The organism is Cellulosilyticum sp., from assembly GCF_982396655.1.
Map to the genome: position 1 here is coordinate 1 of NZ_CEVXFV010000066.1, position 19,153 is coordinate 19,153.

Genomic DNA, 19,153 nt, shown 5'->3' on the forward strand with positions numbered 1-19,153 from the left:
GTAGTATTTGTTTTTCAGAGTATAAGAACGAGTAAAGACATCCGATAGGATGTCTTTTTTGTTAAGAGCATTAAAAACGAGTTAGGAAATACTCGTAAGATAAAAAAGTTAAATTTTTTGATAAAATATGTTGACATTTACACAATCATAAGATATTATATTAAATGTTCGCAGTAAACATACTAGAACGAATAATTTATATAGTTTATAGATTCTGTCAAGAAAGGCTTAGTCGGAACTAAGTAAAAGCAATCTCTGAATATCAGAGTTTATATATATTGATGCGGGTGTAGTTCAATGGTAGAACTTCAGCCTTCCAAGCTGACTACGTGGGTTCGATTCCCATCACCCGCTCTCTTGAAAAAATTTATTTTTAAAGAGATGATTTGAAAATTTTATTCAAATCATCTCTTTTTTATTGTATGCTTTAGCTATCAAAATCACTAGCTTTGCTGGCGAGAATAAGATACCTTTAATATGAAAAAATAAGTAAAGTAGCTGTAGAGTTTATGAAAGTGCAGGCAATTAAAATGTGCCAATTTGGAGAAAGATATTAACCATTATTACAGGCCTAATTCTTTGAAATAAATGCCAAATATTCAGTAAATAATTTACAATTAATGGATTGCCCCCTATAATATAAGAAAGAAAGTTAAATTAGTAGGCTTAGATAAATAATCATCAAGGGGGAATAAAGATGAGATATAATCCGGAAAATACAAAAGAGTATTATAACAGGGCAGCAGAAAAGGAATGGGAACGATTAACTAAAAATAGAATGGGTGAATTAATATATAATGTGCATTTAGATATTTTAAGAAGATATATTACAAATACAGACTATGTCATTGAACTGGGTGCAGGTGGCGGTAGGTATACAAAAGATCTTGTTAAGATGGCAGGTATGTTGGTGACATCAGATTTATCACCTGTACAAGTAAAGGTAAATAAAAATAAGATGAGAGCTTTGAAGTTGGAAACGGAAATAGAGGATTTTAAGCAGTTAGATATTGCCCAGATGCCTCAGCTTCAAGATAAGGCATATGATGTTGTAGTATGCATCGGTGGGGCATTGAATTATTTATTTGAGAGAGAAGAAGATGCAATTAATGAGATGCTTAGGATTTTAAAACCAGGAGGGAAATTGATTTTAGGGGTAATGTCTAAGATTGGTTCATTAATGTATTATATGGAAGGAATGGCACAGGAAAAAGAAAAATTCGGTATCGAAGCAACAAGATGGCTTTTTGAGACAGGTATACAAGATGAAGAGCATTATCCTGTACCTAGTAAACACTATGTACATATGATGACCAGTAGTCAGGTAGATGCGCTATTAGTTGATAAGAATGTAAAGATATTGGAGAAGAGTTCTGCTGGATTATTTAGTCATGCTAAGGAGGAGATTTTGGGAGAAATTAAGTATGACAAAGAATTGTGGGATTGCATATTGAAGAATGAAATACTATTTACTAAGAATCCTGGTACGTTAGATTGTGGAATTAATATGATTTATGTGATACAAAAAATGTAGCAGAGAAACAAGTTAAAACCTTGAAATATACATGTAGGCAAATTATTTTCCCTCAATGATTTCACATTACTCAAAACGATGAATAACTAAAATTTGTAAATGTGAAATCTATATAGAGAAACCAACTAAAGCCTTGGAATATATATGTACGTAAATTGTTTTCTTTCAATGATTTCATAGGACTAAAAATCATGAATAACTAAAATTTATAGATGTGAAATCTATATAGAGAAAAAAACTAAAACCTTGAAATATACATGTAGGTAAATTATTTTTCCTCAATGATTTCACAGGACTAAAAATCATGAATAACTAATATTTGTAAATGTGAAATCTATAGTAGTAAAAATAGATTAAATTTATTAAAAAAGTTAAAATTAGTGTTGAATTTTTCGGTTATTAGGAGTAAAATAATTTATGTTCAACACTATATTGAGCTATCGCCAAGCGGTAAGGCACTGGACTCTGACTCCAGCACTTCGTAGGTTCGAATCCTACTAGCTCAGTTACATTAGAAATAGTATTTATAGAGATCTCTTATGAGAGTTTAGTTAGTAGTTTAAATAGCTATTAGTATAACTTTTGTAAGAGATTTTTTTTGTCAATTTAAATATTAAGGGGCAATTAGATATGAAGAAAAATAGGTGGCGAGCTAATGTTATAGAAGAGAAGTATTTATTTCGATTAATAGTAGGCATGAGTTTGATGGCAATACTTATTGTGGTGGTCTTTGAGTTTATATTTATAAGATTAGAGATAAGTGGTGTTACTGCCCGGGAGGGTGAAAAGGAAAAGGTCTATGAGAAACATTATGCCTTAATTGTGGATGAGTTAAATGATCCTTTTTGGCAAAGTGTATATGAAGCAGCTAGGGAAGAAGGGAAGCAGGAGAATATCTATGTGGAATATTTAGGGAAAGAATTAGCAGAGGATTATACGGTTAATGAACGTTTAAAAATAGCAATTGCTTCTAAGGTAGATGGGGTATTAGTAGTACCGGAAGATGAGGGGACGGAGGTACTTTTAGAGGAGGCTATGAAGCAGGGGATTGGTGTGGTAACGATGCTAAATGACAGCGTGAAGGGAAATAGGAATAGTTTTATAGGTGTGAACAGCTCAAGTTTAGGTAGTGTATATGGGCAAGAAATTACTAGATTCATAGCAGACAATGCAGGAAGTGAAGGAATACAGAAAAAGACTAAGCGAATTATGATTCTAATGGATGATAATATGGCGAGTACGAACCAGAATATGATTTGTTTGGGGATTAAAGAGGCTTTGAAGGCAGAAGATGTTGTGATAGAAATGAAGGTCATAGATTCAAAATATAAGTTTAGTGCAGAGGAAACAATACGTAACATTATTTTGAGGGGTAATGAGAAGCCAGATATTATAGTATGTTTGTCTGCTGTAGATACATTATGTGCCTATCAGGCATTGGTGGATTATAACAAGGTAGGAGAAATAAATATTATTGGTTATTATGAGGCACAAGGTATTTTAGAAGGGATTTCTAAACAAGTTATTTATTCTACAGTTTCTATAGATTCTTTGGAAATGGGGAGAAAAGGTGTACAGGCTCTTGAAGAGTATGAAAATACAGGACGTGTTAATGCTTATTTTACAGTGGAGACCAGAATCATTAATAAGGACAATGTAGGCAGTTATTTAATGAAAAAGGATGAGTAGGTGAGTGGAGAAGATATGTATATCTTAAAGAAGAAAACTATGGAGCAGAAGTTAATTTTTGTTTTTATGTATACATCAATTATTGTGTTAGGGGGACATGTTGTCACATATATTAATATTAATCATACCATTAGTAAATTTGATTCGGTATATGCTAGCAATTTAAAGTTAACTAAGCTATCGGAGTCGTTAGAAAATGTACAGGAGAACATGTATGAATACTTAAGCATTAAGAGTTCAGAGTCATTAGAGGCCTATTATGTAAGTGTACAAGATGTGGAAACGGCTATGAAGGAGTTGAATGATAAGATATATGATAATAGCAGTTTACTTATGGAAAAGAATATAAAAAATATGACAGGGGGATATTTAGAGGCTACGGCAGAAGCAGTGCAGGCAAAGCGCGGGAGGAATATTAAAAAGTACAATGAGAATTATAATAAGGCTAATAATATTTATGAGTTTATTAATACATATATCAATAGTTTGAATGATAATCAGTTTAAAAGAAATTCTAATGAATACCTAGCACTTAGGAAGATGCTGAAGCATGTGGAAATGGTAAGTACGTTAACCTTGGTGAGTATTATATTATTTAATACATTTATTATTACGTTGTTTACAAAACGTATTACAGCACCTTTGATGAGACTGTCTAAGTCAGCTAATGAGATTGCTATGGGAAATTTAGAGAGTGAGCTAGTAGAAATTAAAACGGATGATGAGATAGAAATTTTGTCTAAAGCATTTAATAAGATGGTTATAAGTATCAGAAAGTATATTGAGAAGCTTAAGCAGACAATGGCAGAAGCAGCCCAGATGAAAGAAAAAGAGCTTATAATGGAAAATCGTTTAAAAGATGCCCAACTTAAATATTTACAAGCACAGATTAATCCTCATTTTTTGTTTAATTCATTAAATGCAGGGATGCAGCTAGCTATGATAGAAGATGCGGAGCAGACATCTATCTTTATTGAAAATATGGCAGAGTTCTTTAGATATAATATTACTAAGATTAATCAAGAGACTACTTTAAAAGAAGAGATTAAATTAGTAGATCATTATATTTATATATTAAATGTGAGGTTTTTGGGAGAGATAAATTATAGGAAAGAGATTGATGACGCACTGATTCATATTAAAGTCCCGAGCATGATTTTACAACCTATTGTAGAGAATGTATATAAATATGGCGTAAGGGATATAGAGTGGGAAGGAAAGACTATTTTATCTGTATATAGACAAGCGGATAGGGCATGCATTTGTATAGAAGATAATGGGAGAGGGATGAGCAAGGAAAAAATAGCAGAGATAATGCAGGGAAAAAGAATCACACATGATAAAGAAGAAAATAAGGAGTCTAATAATATAGGCCTAGCAAATGTAATGGAGAGACTAAGATTATATTATGATATAGAAGACGTCCTAAATATAGAAAGTGAGGGGGTAAATAAAGGGACGAAGGTGATTATAAGTATTCCTATAAAAGAAGAGCTGGTATCAATTAGCAGATGACAAGTGGGTATATATGTATGAGAGAAGGTAGTGAAGTGATTGTATATAGATGCCTTAGAGGGGGAATGTGAATATGTATAAAGTCATGTTAGCAGATGATGAAGGACTTGTTTTAGAATCATTAAAGATGATTATTAAAAAGCATTTTAAAGATACTTGTATGATTGAGACAGCTAAGACGGGCAGGAGTGTTATTGAACTGGCAGAATGCTTCAGGCCAGACATTGCAATTATGGATATTCAGATGCCTGGAATTAATGGAATGGATGCTATAGAGGAGATTAAGAAGTTTAGCAATAATACAATTTTTATTGTAGTCTCTGCATTTGATAAATTTGATTATGCGAAAAGAGCCATTGATTTAAACGTTTTAGAATTTGTAACCAAGCCATTTAATGCGGGTAAGATTGTGAAGGTATTAGAGAAAGCAATACAGTTTATTGATGAGAAAAAATATAAAAGGGAAATGGAATTAAAAAATAGAGAGAAGTTAGAGACGGTTGTGCCAATTATAGAAAGTAGTATGATTTATACTATTTTATTTCAGGAAGATTATAGGGAAATTACTTATAATGTAAAGCAATTACTGGATATTAAACAGGATTATGGGTATATGATGATTATTGAATGTGGAGAAGCTATAGAGCAGCATAGTATGACAAATCCAGTGGGAATTGCTGTACGGGCACAGAAATTTTATCAAGTATTAAGAGAGATTATAAAGGAATTTTTTGAGTGTGTGGTAGGCCCTATAATGACGAATCGTATCGTGGTATTTGTGCCATGCGAGGTACCTGAAGAAGAGTATAGTGAGCGTATTAGAAATATAGAGATGACAAGAGATATGATACATAAGTTGAAGAATCGAATAGATGTGGTATTTCGAGTAGGAATAGGAGCAGTTAAACCAATAGAAGATATTTTAGAGTCATATAAGGAGGCGATAAGGGCACTTCATGAAAGTAAAAGAACAGTTACACATATCAAGGATTTGATAGGAATGAAGCAGGAGACACAGGCTTACCCTATAGAGGTAGAAAAATCTATGTTAAAAAATCTTAAGAAGCATAATACCTCTGCAATGGTAAGTGAGGCAAATGTTCTTTGTGATTGGATTATGGAGCGATATAAAAACAATGAACAGCAGATAAAGAATAAGCTTTTAGAAATCATTATCGTTGCTAAAAGAGAGGTTATGGCATGTGATGTAGGGGTCAATTGGGAAAATAATATGGCATGGAAAGAAAATATGGAATGGAAAGAAAATATGGAATGGAAAGAAAATACAAGCAGTATAAAGGGGGAAGCAGAAGAAAATCAAGTAAGATTACTTAATGTAGGACAAGCATTAAGAAGAGATTTTGTACAGATGCTCTCTAGTCTAAGTGAGCAGATGGCCTTACAGAAGGAAGATGAATGCAGCCAGATTATTAGAGATGCAAAGGCCTATATTGAAAATCATGTATATAAGGATATTTCGTTAGATTTGGTGGCAAAGGAAGTGAATATCAGTCCTTATTATTTCAGTAAGATATTTAAAGAAGAAATAGGTGAAAATTTTATAGATTATATTACGAATATACGGATAGAAAGGGCTAAAAAACTTCTGAGGGATAAGACATTGAGTATAAAAGAGATTTGTATGGAAGTAGGGTACAAGGATCCTAATTATTTTAGTCGCTTGTTTAAAAAAAGTGTAGGTTTTACACCGACGGAGTACAGAGAGGAGGCATAAAATGTGAGGAAGATAAGAGAAAAACTTATAGTAATCCTTATTTTATGCTTGGTGATGTTAACAGGATGTACGGATAAGGATGGGAAAGAGGTACTTAAGGAAGAAGAAAGTAAAATAAAGATTGGGTTGAGCTTTGATTCCTTGGTCATAGAGAGATGGTATAGAGAGCAAGATGCTTTTGTAGCGCAGGCAACGGAGTTAGGGGCTCAGGTATATGTACAGAATGCGAATGGAGAAGTCGCAAAGCAAATCGAACAAATTCAGTATTTTATAAAGAATGATATGGATGCCATTGTGGTTATAGCGATAGATGGTGATGCCTTGACGCCAGTTATATCAAAGGCTAAGGAAGCTGGAATTAAGGTGATAGCTTATGACCGCTTAATTAATAATGCGAATGCTGATTTATACATATCCTTTGATAATGCAGAGATAGGCCAATTGCTTACAAATGAATTGCTGGAAAATACAAAGGAGAATGGAAATGTCATTGCTATATTTGGACCATATACAGATAATAATGCGAAGATTATTGAGACAGAGTTTAATAAACTGGTAGCAGATAAAAAGATTAATATTGTAAAGCGGGTATATGCAAAGAACTGGAAGTCAGAAGAAGCATTTTATGCAGTTTCAAGCTGGATTAATCAGGGGAATGAGGTAGATACGGTTTTTTGTGGCAATGATGACTTAGCTGGAGAAGCAATCAGAGCATTAGCAGAAAAGAGAATGGCAGGTAAAGTTTGTGTCATAGGGCAGGATGGGGATTTGTCAGCATGTCAGCGTGTAGTAGAAGGCACACAGGAGATGACGATTTATAAAGATGTAATCAAGATGGCAAAGTTAGCTGCGCAGTATGCGGTAGATTTGGTAAATCATAAGGAAATAGAGGGAATGGAGACAATCAATGATGGAAGCTATGAGATACCGTGCTACTTATTAAACCCCATAAAGGTTACTAAAGAAAATATGGATGAAGTAATTATAAAAAGTGGGTTCCATCAAAGAGAAGAGGTCTATTTAAATATAATGGAGAATCAAGAATAATAAGTAGGATAGCACTAGCATTTTATTATATTAAAAAAATGCTAGTGCTATTTTTTAGTTAAGGAAGAATATAAAAAAGTACAGTAAGTCGCAAACAACTCCTATTGAGAGGAGGCTATACTTAGATTATAAAAAATAGTGATTTTTCAAATAGGGGGAATGAGGATGAAAAAAGGTTTAAGAAAATGGTTGGGATTAGGTATTTCTGCTTTAATGGCACTTTCAGTCGCAGGATGTGGTTCAGGAACCGCGACAACAGGAGCAGCAGCAGACAATTCAGGAAATAAGGAAGGTGTTAAGAAAATCGGTGTTGCAATGCCTACTAAAGATTTACAACGTTGGGTACAGGACGGAGAAAACATGCAGAAAGAATTAGTGGCTGCTGGATATGAAGTAGATTTACAGTATGCTAATAATGATATTTCTACGCAAGTGTCACAAATCGAAAATATGATTTCAAATAGTTGCGATATCCTTGTTATTGCATCTATTGATGGAACAGCTCTTGGAACTGCCCTTAGTGGTGCAAAGGATGCGGGAATCCCTGTCATTGCATATGACCGCTTAATTATGCAAAGTGATGCAGTATCTTATTATGCAACATTTGATAATGAATTGGTGGGTACATTGCAAGGTCAGTATATAGAAGATGCCTTAGATCTTAAAAATGCAGCAGGGCCATTTAATATTGAATTATTTACAGGTTCTTCAGATGATAACAACTGTAACTTCTTCTTCGGTGGTGCAATGAAAGTACTTCAGCCATATATTGATGAAGGTAAACTTGTCGTTAAATCAGGTTCAACAACTCTAGCTGAATGTGCAACACCTAACTGGTCAACAGAAGAAGCTCAAAAACGTATGGAAAATATCATTTCAGCCTACTATTCAGATGGTACAAAATTAGATGCAGTACTTTCTTCAAATGACTCAGTAGCCAATGGTATCACTAATGCCCTTGTAGCATCTTATAATGGTGAATTTCCAATTTTAACAGGTCAAGATTGCGACATTACATCTGTTAAAAATATCATTGCACACAAACAATCAATGTCTATCTTCAAGGATACACGTACACTTGCAGCACAAGTTGTAAAAATGGTAACAGCCATTATAAATGGTGAAGAAGTACCTGTAAATGACACAGAAACTTATGACAATGGTACAGGTGTTATTCCTTCTTACTTATGTGAGCCAGTATTTGCAGATATTGATAATTACAAAGCGTTATTAATAGATTCAGGATACTATACAGAAGCTCAATTACAGTAATAGACTAAGCGGTTTAAGTTAGACTTATTTAATTTAAGATTTACACAGAGGGTGTTACAAAATAAAAATTTTGTAGGACCCTCTCAATATAGGAGGGATTCATTTGGCAAAAGTCATTTTAGAGATGAAGCGCATTACCAAGACATTCCCTGGGGTAAAGGCACTAGATAACGTTAATTTAAAGGTAGAAGCGGGTGAAATCCATGCATTAGTAGGTGAAAATGGTGCAGGTAAATCTACTTTAATGAACGTACTAAGTGGTATATATACATATGGAAGCTATGAGGGTGACATCATTTTTGAAGGAGAGGTTTGCAAATTCAAAACGATTAATGATAGTGAAAACAAAGGTATTGTCATTATCCATCAGGAGCTTGCATTGGTACCTTATATGACCATCGGGGAAAATATGTTTTTAGGAAATGAGCAAGGCAAAAAATTTGCAGTAGATTGGCAAGAAACCTATGCGAAGGCAGATGAATTATTAAAGGTTGTTGGCTTGCAGGAGTCTTCAAGGACACTAATCAAAGATATAGGTGTGGGTAAACAGCAACTTGTAGAGATTGCAAAGGCATTAGCTAAGAAAGTAAAACTACTTATATTAGATGAACCTACAGCATCACTCAATGAGTCAGATTCTCAGGTGCTATTGGATTTGCTGTTGCAGTTTAAAAAAGAAGGCATGACATCTATCATTATTTCTCATAAATTAAATGAGATTGCTTATGTAGCAGATAAAATTACCGTTATTAGGGATGGTTCAACCATAGAGACATTAGATAAGAAGAAGGATGATATTAGCGAAGAGCGTATTATTAAGGGTATGGTCGGTCGCGATTTAAGTAACCGATTTCCAAAGCGTACAACTACGCCGAGTAAGGAAATTAGTTTAGAAGTAAAAGACTGGACAGTATATCATCCTATTTATACAGAGCGCAAAGTAGTAGATCATGTGAGCTTAAAGGTAAGAAAAGGCGAGGTAGTAGGCATCTCAGGTCTTATGGGGGCTGGTAGAACAGAACTTGCTATGAGTCTATTTGGTAGAAGTTATGGTAGTAATATTAGTGGCAGTGTGAAAATTAATGGGGAAGAAGTACAACTTAAAAATGTAAAGCAAGCCATTGAAAAGAAATTGGCTTATGTAACAGAGGATAGAAAAGGAAATGGTTTAGTACTATCTAATCCAATCTATATGAATACGACTATGGCAAAGATGGATAAAATCAGCAAGTGGGGTGTTATTGATAAAGAAATGGAAATTAAGGTAGCCAATGACTATAGAGAAAAACTTAATACAAAATGTCCAAGTGTTTTGCAGAATGTAGGTAATTTAAGTGGTGGCAATCAGCAGAAAGTACTACTTAGTAAATGGATGTTTGCTGAACCTGATGTTTTGATATTAGATGAGCCTACGAGGGGAATTGATGTAGGTGCTAAATATGAAATTTATTGCATCATTAATGATTTAGTGGCTGCGGGTAAATCTGTTATCATGATTTCTTCTGAATTACCAGAGGTGCTGGGAATGTGCGACCGCATTTATGTTATGAATGAAGGAAAATTGGTAGGTGAATTAAGTGGCGATGAAGCTACACAAGAGAAGATTATGGCAAAAATATTGAATCAGGAAGAGAGGGATAGAAGATGGATATAAAGGAAGTATTAAAGAAAAATACAATGGTAATCGCATTGATTTTAGTAGCTCTTTTCTTTACCTGGCAAACAGGTGGGGCATTATTATCAGCACAGAACATCACCAATTTAATTGCACAAAATAGTTATGTTGTAATCTTAGCTGTTGGGATGTTACTTTGTATCTTAACTGGTGGTAACATCGACTTATCAGTAGGTTCAATTGTCTGTTTAATCGGTGCACTGGCAGGAAAGATGATAGTAGAAGTTAAGATGAATATTTTTGTAGCAATTATATTCTGCTTATTAACAGGATTACTTATAGGTGCATGGCAAGCATTCTGGATTTCCTATGTACGTATCCCACCTTTTATCGTAACACTAGCTGGTATGCTTTTATGGAGGGGGGGCGCTTTACTTGTTTTAAATGGGCTTACAATCTCACCATTCCCAGATCATTATTTAGCAATATTTAATAGTTACATAGGTGGACCAAGTTTAGCATTAATTCTAGGCATATTTATTGCCATATTATTTGTAGCCTTTAAGTTATTTGGCCGAAAGGCAAAGGCTAGAAAAGGCTATGAGCAAGAAAACCTTGGAGTAGAAATAACGAGAGTAGGCATTATAGCAGCAGTCATTATAGCATTAGGTTATAAACTTTCCTTATATAAAGGAATCCCTATGATTTTAGTGTTATTAACAGTGATTGTAGCAGTATATACCTATTATACTTCTAAAACAGTACCAGGACGTCATTACTATGCGATTGGCGGTAATGAAAAAGCAGCTAAATTAAGTGGTATCAATACAGATAAGGTTTACTTTAAGGCTTATCTGAATATGGCATTTTTATCTGCCGTAGCAGCACTTGTATGTGTGGCACGTTTTAATTCTTCAGCACCAACAGCTGGTACTAACTATGAAATGGATGCCATCGGTGCATGTTTCATCGGCGGTGCATCTGCTTATGGTGGTGTCGGAACGGTACCAGGCGTAGTAATAGGCGCTATATTTATGGGAGTACTTAACAATGGTATGTCTATTATGGGCATAGATGCGAACTGGCAGAAGGCTGTAAAAGGATTGGTACTATTGGCAGCAGTAGTATTTGATGTAATGTCTAAGAAGAAAGATAAGTAGGTATTTAGAAGTTTGTGAGTGTAGTGTACTACAAAAGGCACAGATAACATTAGATTATCTGTGCCTCTTTTATAATTACTACTTTCAGTATGACCTTTTGGGGGATAGATGTCAGCAGTATTGATTTGTTAATTGATGTCATTATTATTTATTATATATAAAAACTTAGAATCTAGTTTCAAATAATAAAAAAATGATTTTAATTGTAAAAAATGATAAAATTAAGATGTTTTCATTATATTATTTTAGGGAGGAAGTTAGATGCTAGATAACAAGAAGGAACAAGAACGTGAAGAACTTCACAGAACTATATGGAGTATTGCAAATGATTTAAGAGGTAGTGTGGATGGTTGGGACTTTAAACAATACATATTAGGAACATTATTTTATAGATATATATCAGAAAACTTTGCAGGGTATGTTAATGAATGCGAATATGATGCAGGTAATACAGAGTTTGACTATGCTAAGATGTCCGATGATGAGGCGATTCAAGCAAAGGAAGAATTAGTTCAAACAAAGGGGTATTTCATTTTACCAAGTGAGTTATTTTGCAATGTATGTGCTAAGGCTGAAAACAATGAGAATTTAAATGAAACATTAGAAACAGTATTTAAAAATATAGAGAACTCAGCACAAGGAACGGCTAGTGAAAAAGACTTTAAAGGGCTATTTGATGATATGGATGTAAATAGCAATAAACTAGGCGGAACAGTTGCTAAAAGAAATGAGAGTCTAGTTAAGCTATTGCAGGGTATTTCAGAAATGAACTTAGGAAACTACAAAGACCATACGATTGATGCGTTTGGAGATGCTTATGAATACCTTATGGGGATGTATGCTTCTAATGCTGGAAAATCAGGAGGAGAGTACTATACACCGCAAGAAGTTTCTGAACTGTTAACACGTATTACCTTAGTAGGCAAAACAGAAGTTAATAAAGTATATGACCCGGCCTGCGGTAGTGGTTCTTTACTACTGAACTTTGCTAAGATTCTAGGGAGAGATAATGTAAGGCAAGGCTTTTTTGGACAGGAGATTAATATTACAACATACAACTTATGTCGTATTAATATGTTCTTGCATGACATTGGTTACGATAAGTTTGATATTGCTCATGGAGATACCTTAATAGAGCCTATGCACGGTACAGATGAACCTTTTGAAGCGATTGTATCTAATCCGCCATATTCAATTAAGTGGGCAGGTGATGCAAACCCTCTTTTAATTAATGATGAACGTTTCTCACCAGCAGGGGTATTAGCACCAAAATCTAAAGCAGACCTTGCTTTTGTTATGCACTCCTTATCGTGGCTTGCAACAAATGGAACAGCGGCTATTGTATGCTTCCCTGGTGTCATGTATAGAGGTGGGGCAGAACAAAAAATAAGGAAGTACCTCGTTGATAACAACTACATAGATTGTATCATTCAACTTCCAGCTAATCTATTCTACGGTACAAATATTGCTACTTGTATCATGGTCTTAAAGAAGTCGAAATCAGAGAACTCAACACTCTTTATTGATGCTTCTAAAGAGTTTGTGAAGGTCACTAACAATAATAAGCTTACAAGTACCAATATTGAGAATATCTTATCTGTCTACACTAATAGAGAAGAAAGAAAATATTATTCAAAGATTGTACCTAACAAGGAAATTAGTGCTCAAGACTATAATCTTTCAGTAAGTACGTATATAGAGCAAGAAGACATACGAGAGAAGATAGACATTATAGAACTTAATAGAAAAATAGCTGAGATTATTACCAAAGAGCAAATCCTTAGAAATCAGATAGATCAAATTATTGCTGAGATTGGAGTGGAAGAATGAGTAGATTAGAGAAAATGATTAATGAGGTGTGCTCTGAGAAGGTAGAATACAAGAGGATTGATGAGATTTGTAATATAAGTCGTGGGAGGGTAATGTCTAAAGAATATATTAGGGATAATCAAGGTGATTTTCCTGTTTATTCCTCACAAACAGAAAATGATGGTAAATTAGGGATGATTTCATCATATGATTATGAAGGAGAATATATAACATGGACAACAGATGGTGCCAATGCTGGGTCTGTATTCTATCGTAAAGGTAAGTTTAATATTACAAATGTGTGTGGTCTCTTAGAATGTACACGTACAGATGTGTATACAAAATTCCTTTATTACGTGTTAAATAGTGTAGCTAAAAACTATGTTAACAAAGGAATGGGAAACCCAAAGCTCATGAGTAATGTGATGGGAAAAATATATATTCCTGTACCACCGAGCCAAATTCAATATGAAATAATTAGTATATTAGATGCTTTCACAGAATTAATAGCAGAACTAACAACAGAATTAATGGAAAGAAAACGTCAGTATGAATATTGCTTGCAGAAGTTGTTGAAGTTTAGTGATGCAAGCATAAAGTATGAAGCTATAGGCTCGTGTTGTACTATTGAGAAGGGAAAAACACCAATACAAAAAGCAGTAGCTGGATTATACCCATTAGTTACTACAACAGTAAATAGGCAAACATCCAATTCTTATCAGTTTGATTGCTCAGCTGTATGCGTACCATTAATATCTTCTAGGGGGCATGGAGTAGCGAGTATTAGCTACATATATCATCAAGAAGGGAAATTTGCATTAGGAAACATTTTATGTGCAATTATACCTAATGATCCTAATAGGATATCGGCTAAGTTTTTAAAGTATTATTTATTTTATTACAAGGATATTTTATTAGTTCCCTTAATGCGTGGAGGGGCAAATGTATCTTTGCCGATTGACGCATTAAGGAATGTAAAAGTGCCAATTCCTCCGCTTCATATACAAGAATATATTGTACGTGTTTGTGATAAATTTGAGAAATACATTTTTGATTTACTTCCAGCAGAAATAGAAGCTCGTCAAAAACAATATGAATATTACCGAGATAAGTTACTTGCCTTTAAAGAAATACCTACAGCTGAGGCATTAGTTGCAGCAACTAAGGAGGATTTTAAATGAGTACATTCAACATGATAGCATCCAGTAATGAAAGTACCGTTGTAACTGAGTACATATCAGATATTAAACGTTCAGATGCCTATCAAAGTGAAGCTGAGTTGGAAAAAGAGTTTATTCGTATGTTAACTCAGCAAGGTTATGAATATCTAACTATTCACTCTGAGCAACAATTACTAGATAATCTGCGTAAGCAAATTCAAAAACTTAATGACTATACATTCTCTGATAATGAGTGGAAACGCCTTTTTAATACTTACTTAGCCAATGCCAATGAAGGGATTGTTGAAAAGACAAGAACTATTCAAGAAGATCCAGTAAAGAACCTACAAAGGGATGATGGAACGACTAAGAATATCAAGATACTAGATAAGAAATGTATTCATAATAATTTTCTACAGGTCATCAACCAATATTCAGAGGACAAAGGAAAGCATGATACGCGATATGACGTGACATTACTAGTCAATGGGTTACCATTGGTCCATATAGAACTGAAACGTCGGGGAGTAGCAATCAGAGAGGCTTTTAATCAAATTGAACGATATCAACGAGATAGTTTCTGGGCTGGCTCAGCATTATATGAATATGTTCAGATATTTATCATTTCAAATGGAACACATACTAAATATTACTCCAATACCACAAGAAGTTCCCATATTAAAGAGAAGGGAAGTCCAAATAAGAAAGGAAAGAAGACTAGCAACAGCTTTGAGTTCACTTCTTATTGGGCTGATGCCAATAACAGGATTATTTCTGATTTAGTAGATTTTACAAAGACGTTCTTAGCAAAACATACGATACTTAATATTTTAACCAAGTACTGCGTCTTTACTTCTGAGGAATTGTTGTTGGTTATGAGACCTTATCAAATTGCAGCAACTGAACGTATTTTAAACCGCATTGAAATAGCAACAAACTACAAAAAAGTAGGAACGCTTGATGCAGGAGGATATATCTGGCATACAACAGGGAGTGGAAAGACATTAACTTCTTTTAAAACAGCTCAGCTTGCTAGTAAGCTAGAGCATATAGATAAAGTACTTTTTGTAGTAGATAGAAAAGACTTAGACTATCAAACGATGAAAGAATATGATCGATTTGAAAAAGGGGCAGCTAATAGCAATACTTCCACACGTATTCTGACGAAACAATTAGAAAATCCTAGCAGCCACATCATTATTACTACTATTCAAAAACTAGCTAAGTTTATTAGTAAAAACAAGGGGCATCAAGTGTTTGATAAGCATGTAGTTATTATTTTTGATGAATGTCATCGATCGCAATTTGGTGATATGCACACAGAAATAACGAAGAGTTTTAAGAAGTATTATTTATTTGGCTTTACAGGAACACCTATCTTTGCTGAGAATGCAACGAACAGTAAAAATTATAAACTCCGTACTACGCCTCAAGCATTTGGAGATAAGTTACACACTTATACCATTGTTGATGCAATTAATGATGGGAATGTACTGCCATTTAGAATTGACTATATTAATACTATGAAGTATAAGTCAGATGTAGATGATAAACAAGTTTCTGCTATTGATAGAGAAAAAGCCTTGCAAGATCCTAGAAGAATTACTGAGATAGTAACCTATATCTTGGAACACTTTGAACAAAAGACTAAGCGAAATAAAGAAGCCTACGGACACTCGGTATTAACAAATGTTAAAGAGGTTGCAGCGGCTAAAAGTCGAGGCAGTATTGAAGAAAAGAAGCTTCGTAAATCTATGCATGGCTTTAATTCTATTTTTGCTGTGAGTTCCATTGAAGCTGTAAAGTTGTATTATACAGAGTTCAAAAAACAGATGGCTAATGAGCCAGAAGGCCAGCGACTTCGTATAGCTACTATCTTTAGTTATAGTGCTAATGAAGAAGTAACTGAGGATTTTGTAGAAGATGAAAACTCTGAGGATACAACCGGATTAGACCAAAGTTCAAGAGACTTTTTGGATATGGCTATTGATGACTATAATCAGATGTTTAAAACCAATTATGATACATCTAGTGATAAGTTCCAAAATTATTATAAAGACGTTTCTCTTCGAATGAAAAATAGGGAAATAGATATCTTATTAGTTGTAAATATGTTTTTAACCGGATTTGATGCTACGACTCTAAATACCTTGTGGGTTGATAAGAATCTTAAGTATCATGGGTTAATTCAGGCATTTTCAAGGACTAATCGTATTTTGAATTCTGTAAAGAACTATGGGAATATTGTATGCTTTAGGAATCTAGAAGAAGAGACAAATAAAGCCATCGCTCTATTTGGGAATAAGGATGCTGAAAGTATTGTTCTTTTAAAGAGTTATGATGCTTACTATAATGGCTATGATGAGAATGGTCAACATTACAAAGGGTATACAGAGCTTATTGAGGAGTTAAACACTCAATTCCCAGTGGATCAACCAATTATAGGTGAACAAGATCAGAAGGCTTTCGTTACCCTTTACGGTTCTATTTTACGGATGAGAAATATTTTAAGTTCGTTTGATAACTTTGAGGGGCAAGGTATTTTAACAGATAGAGAATTGCAGGACTATCAAAGTCAGTATTTAGACATCTATCAGCAAATGAAAACCAAGAAGAATGAAGATAAGGAAGTTATTAATGATGATATTGTCTTTGAAATAGAACTCATTAAACAAGTGGAAATTAATATTGATTATATTCTGATGCTGGTTAAAGAGTATCAGAAGGATGGTGCTAAGAATAAGGAAGTGCTTGCTTCTATCCATAAAGCCATTGGCTCAAGCATGAGTTTACGCAGTAAAGTACAATTAATCGAAGACTTTATTCAAAGTGTAAATGCTCAATCTGATGTAGACAAAGAGTGGCAAAAATTTGTTGATGAACAAAGGGAACAAGAATTAACTAATATTATAGATGAAGAAAAGCTTAAAGTTGAAGCGACGCATAAGTTTATAGAGAATTCCTTTAGAGATGATGTACTTAAAACAACAGGAACTGATATTGATGCTATTCTACCACCAGTATCTAGATTTGGTGTTGGTAACAGAGCAGAGAAGAAAAAACGTGTTATTGAAAGGCTACAAGCCTACTTTGAAAAGTTTTGTGAGCTAGTACATATTAGATAAGAATACAGAAACAGAGCACAGATGAAATTATTTGTGCTCTGTTTCTTAGTGAAATTTGTATGAAGGGGGCTGAATAACCCGTAAGGATAAAGGGTTCAATATCCAAATGACTTAGTTTGAAAAGTATACTTAAAATAAATAAGGCACAGGTAATAAAACATTATCTGTGCCTCTTTTTATTTTTAGTATATGAACATTTTTAAACTAAAATTTATCTAGGCCTATGTAAATCTTTTTAAAAGAAGTTCCTTGACTACGTAAATCATTTCGCCTGACCTCAATTTCAGTTTTATATCGTTGTTCTTCTTCAGGGGTAAATTTTGAAAAGGTGATGATTTCTTTATCAGGAATCAAATTTCCAATACTATCTTTGACATTTATAAGTTCATAATATAAATCTTTATAATTCACAGATGGAAGTGCAGTACCACAACGATCAGGCATCATTATAAAAAAACTAAAATCTAATAAATTAGAAATATTATTTTTATCAGTATCATCTAGCTGATGAAAAGCAGCTTTTTGGATTATTAACTTTACATCATCAGTGGTTTGAGTAATGAGCTCTTGCATATCCTCTACAAACATATAATTATATTTTCTGTCTCTATGTTCTTTATTAGAACTAATTTTACATAAGATCATAGTATTATGAAATGCCATTTCATTAAGTGTAGGTGATTGGTCCCAAATATTTTGTTTTACAGCAGAAAATCTAAAGATTTCAGCAATCATACATAGTTTGGAATATAAGCTTGTTAGCTGAGACTTTAGAGTTGCTTGTGCTTTCAATTTGGACTGTTGAGCAGGGATATATTCAACCATATAATAAAAAATTAAGCTTGTTGTATAAGCGGTTGTAAAAATATCTACTAGTTTTGAACACCCTGATAAAAAAATACTTTTAGGTGCATCAAACAAAAAATGAATTACTAAGCATTTATCTAATATACCATATGGAATATTAGAGTTCTTTAGCAGCAGATAAATAGAGAGTATGAATGTTAGTGATAAAAAAGCATGTTCTTTTCCAAAGGATTTCAGGTATGAAATATTGGTGGTGAATTTTGACTTCATATGTATATTCTCCTTAAAAAAGTATTTAATTAGTAGCAGGCTTTTTTATATTATATATATCTGGCATTACAAAAGTTGTCATAATGAGTCGATTGAGGAAAAACATACTGTAGATTTATTAAATATATAAAATCGAAAAGTAAGAACTAAAATACATATTTTCAAAATGACACGTTTTATATTTATAGTAATTCCATAAAAGTACACCTTTCAGAAAGCACACCTTTGGTGTGCGCACCTGAAAGGTGCGTAAGAGAAACTCTGAAAATAAGTTCGTGTTAGAGAGCATACTTTTCATGAACAAGGTATTATTTTAATGATGTTAAAAATAAAAGTGCGTAAAAGATAATATTTTACACACTTCAGATTGTTGACAAATGAATTTTCCCAAAATAAACTCACAAATTAAGTGAGG

At 33.6% G+C, this 19,153-nt stretch carries 12 protein-coding genes and 2 tRNA genes; 13 read left to right on the top strand and 1 reads right to left on the bottom strand.

Features of this window, described 5'->3' with window-relative positions; translation table 11 throughout:
• The first annotated feature begins 283 nt into the window (after positions 1–283).
• The 13 genes from AC1VAQ_RS18635 to AC1VAQ_RS18695 all read left to right on the top strand — a co-directional run bounded on the left by AC1VAQ_RS18635 (position 284) and on the right by AC1VAQ_RS18695 (position 17,661).
• Positions 284–354 (top strand) — tRNA-Gly (locus AC1VAQ_RS18635).
• 343 nt (positions 355–697) lie between these two features.
• Positions 698–1,534, top strand: coding sequence for a class I SAM-dependent methyltransferase (locus tag AC1VAQ_RS18640; RefSeq protein WP_302598970.1), 837 nt, complete (start codon positions 698–700; stop codon positions 1,532–1,534).
• 433 nt (positions 1,535–1,967) lie between these two features.
• Positions 1,968–2,040 (top strand) — tRNA-Gln (locus AC1VAQ_RS18645).
• 124 nt (positions 2,041–2,164) lie between these two features.
• Positions 2,165–3,223, top strand: a complete 1,059-nt coding sequence (locus AC1VAQ_RS18650) for a substrate-binding domain-containing protein (RefSeq protein WP_479904368.1) — start codon at positions 2,165–2,167, stop codon at positions 3,221–3,223.
• Positions 3,224–3,262: 39 nt separating this feature from the next.
• Positions 3,263–4,738: a sensor histidine kinase gene (locus AC1VAQ_RS18655; RefSeq protein ID WP_479904369.1), complete on the top strand. Its 1,476-nt coding sequence runs from the start codon at positions 3,263–3,265 to the stop codon at positions 4,736–4,738.
• 73 nt (positions 4,739–4,811) lie between these two features.
• Entirely contained in the window at positions 4,812–6,473 is a 1,662-nt protein-coding gene (locus AC1VAQ_RS18660) for a helix-turn-helix domain-containing protein (RefSeq protein WP_479904370.1), read from the top strand.
• 54 nt (positions 6,474–6,527) lie between these two features.
• Positions 6,528–7,520 (top strand): sugar ABC transporter substrate-binding protein, encoded by a 993-nt coding sequence (locus AC1VAQ_RS18665; RefSeq protein WP_479904377.1) that lies wholly within the window; start codon positions 6,528–6,530, stop codon positions 7,518–7,520.
• Positions 7,521–7,733: 213 nt separating this feature from the next.
• Positions 7,734–8,792 carry a multiple monosaccharide ABC transporter substrate-binding protein gene (gene chvE, locus AC1VAQ_RS18670; RefSeq protein WP_479904378.1) on the top strand — a complete coding sequence of 353 codons (1,059 nt, stop codon included), beginning with the start codon at positions 7,734–7,736 and terminating at the stop codon, positions 8,790–8,792.
• A gap of 103 nt (positions 8,793–8,895) precedes the next feature.
• Positions 8,896–10,446: a multiple monosaccharide ABC transporter ATP-binding protein gene (gene mmsA / locus AC1VAQ_RS18675; RefSeq protein WP_479904371.1), complete on the top strand. Its 1,551-nt coding sequence runs from the start codon at positions 8,896–8,898 to the stop codon at positions 10,444–10,446.
• The gene (mmsB, locus tag AC1VAQ_RS18680) at positions 10,437–11,567 is read left to right on the top strand and encodes a multiple monosaccharide ABC transporter permease (protein ID WP_479904372.1); all 1,131 of its coding nucleotides are present in this window, start codon (positions 10,437–10,439) and stop codon (positions 11,565–11,567) included. The genes mmsA and mmsB overlap by 10 nt, the downstream gene beginning before the upstream one ends.
• A 261-nt stretch (positions 11,568–11,828) precedes the next feature.
• Entirely contained in the window at positions 11,829–13,397 is a 1,569-nt protein-coding gene (locus AC1VAQ_RS18685) for a type I restriction-modification system subunit M (protein WP_479904373.1), read from the top strand.
• The gene (locus AC1VAQ_RS18690; protein WP_479904374.1) at positions 13,394–14,557 is read left to right on the top strand and encodes a restriction endonuclease subunit S; all 1,164 of its coding nucleotides are present in this window, start codon (positions 13,394–13,396) and stop codon (positions 14,555–14,557) included. The genes AC1VAQ_RS18685 and AC1VAQ_RS18690 overlap by 4 nt, the downstream gene beginning before the upstream one ends.
• Positions 14,554–17,661: a type I restriction endonuclease subunit R gene (locus tag AC1VAQ_RS18695; RefSeq protein ID WP_479904375.1), complete on the top strand. Its 3,108-nt coding sequence runs from the start codon at positions 14,554–14,556 to the stop codon at positions 17,659–17,661. Before AC1VAQ_RS18690 ends, AC1VAQ_RS18695 begins: the two co-directional genes overlap by 4 nt.
• 204 nt (positions 17,662–17,865) lie before the next feature.
• On the opposite strand, the gene AC1VAQ_RS18700 is transcribed toward AC1VAQ_RS18695, so the two are convergent.
• Positions 17,866–18,738 (bottom strand): hypothetical protein, encoded by an 873-nt coding sequence (locus tag AC1VAQ_RS18700; RefSeq protein ID WP_479904376.1) that lies wholly within the window; start codon positions 18,736–18,738, stop codon positions 17,866–17,868.
• Positions 18,739–19,153 lie beyond the last annotated feature (415 nt).

Bases quoted from the DNA above. Each gene is read 5' to 3' on its own strand.
- AC1VAQ_RS18650 (WP_479904368.1), top strand. From the start codon at position 2,165: ATGAAGAAAAATAGGTGGCGAGCTAATGTTATAGAAGAGAAGTATTTA.
- AC1VAQ_RS18700 (WP_479904376.1), bottom strand. From the start codon at position 18,738: ATGAAGTCAAAATTCACCACCAATATTTCATACCTGAAATCCTTTGGA.
- AC1VAQ_RS18695 (WP_479904375.1), top strand. From the start codon at position 14,554: ATGAGTACATTCAACATGATAGCATCCAGTAATGAAAGTACCGTTGTA.
- AC1VAQ_RS18665 (WP_479904377.1), top strand. From the start codon at position 6,528: ATGTTAACAGGATGTACGGATAAGGATGGGAAAGAGGTACTTAAGGAA.
- AC1VAQ_RS18660 (WP_479904370.1), top strand. From the start codon at position 4,812: ATGTATAAAGTCATGTTAGCAGATGATGAAGGACTTGTTTTAGAATCA.
- AC1VAQ_RS18685 (WP_479904373.1), top strand. From the start codon at position 11,829: ATGCTAGATAACAAGAAGGAACAAGAACGTGAAGAACTTCACAGAACT.
- AC1VAQ_RS18640 (WP_302598970.1), top strand. From the start codon at position 698: ATGAGATATAATCCGGAAAATACAAAAGAGTATTATAACAGGGCAGCA.
- mmsB (WP_479904372.1), top strand. From the start codon at position 10,437: ATGGATATAAAGGAAGTATTAAAGAAAAATACAATGGTAATCGCATTG.
- chvE (WP_479904378.1), top strand. From the start codon at position 7,734: ATGGCACTTTCAGTCGCAGGATGTGGTTCAGGAACCGCGACAACAGGA.
- AC1VAQ_RS18655 (WP_479904369.1), top strand. From the start codon at position 3,263: ATGGAGCAGAAGTTAATTTTTGTTTTTATGTATACATCAATTATTGTG.
- AC1VAQ_RS18690 (WP_479904374.1), top strand. From the start codon at position 13,394: ATGAGTAGATTAGAGAAAATGATTAATGAGGTGTGCTCTGAGAAGGTA.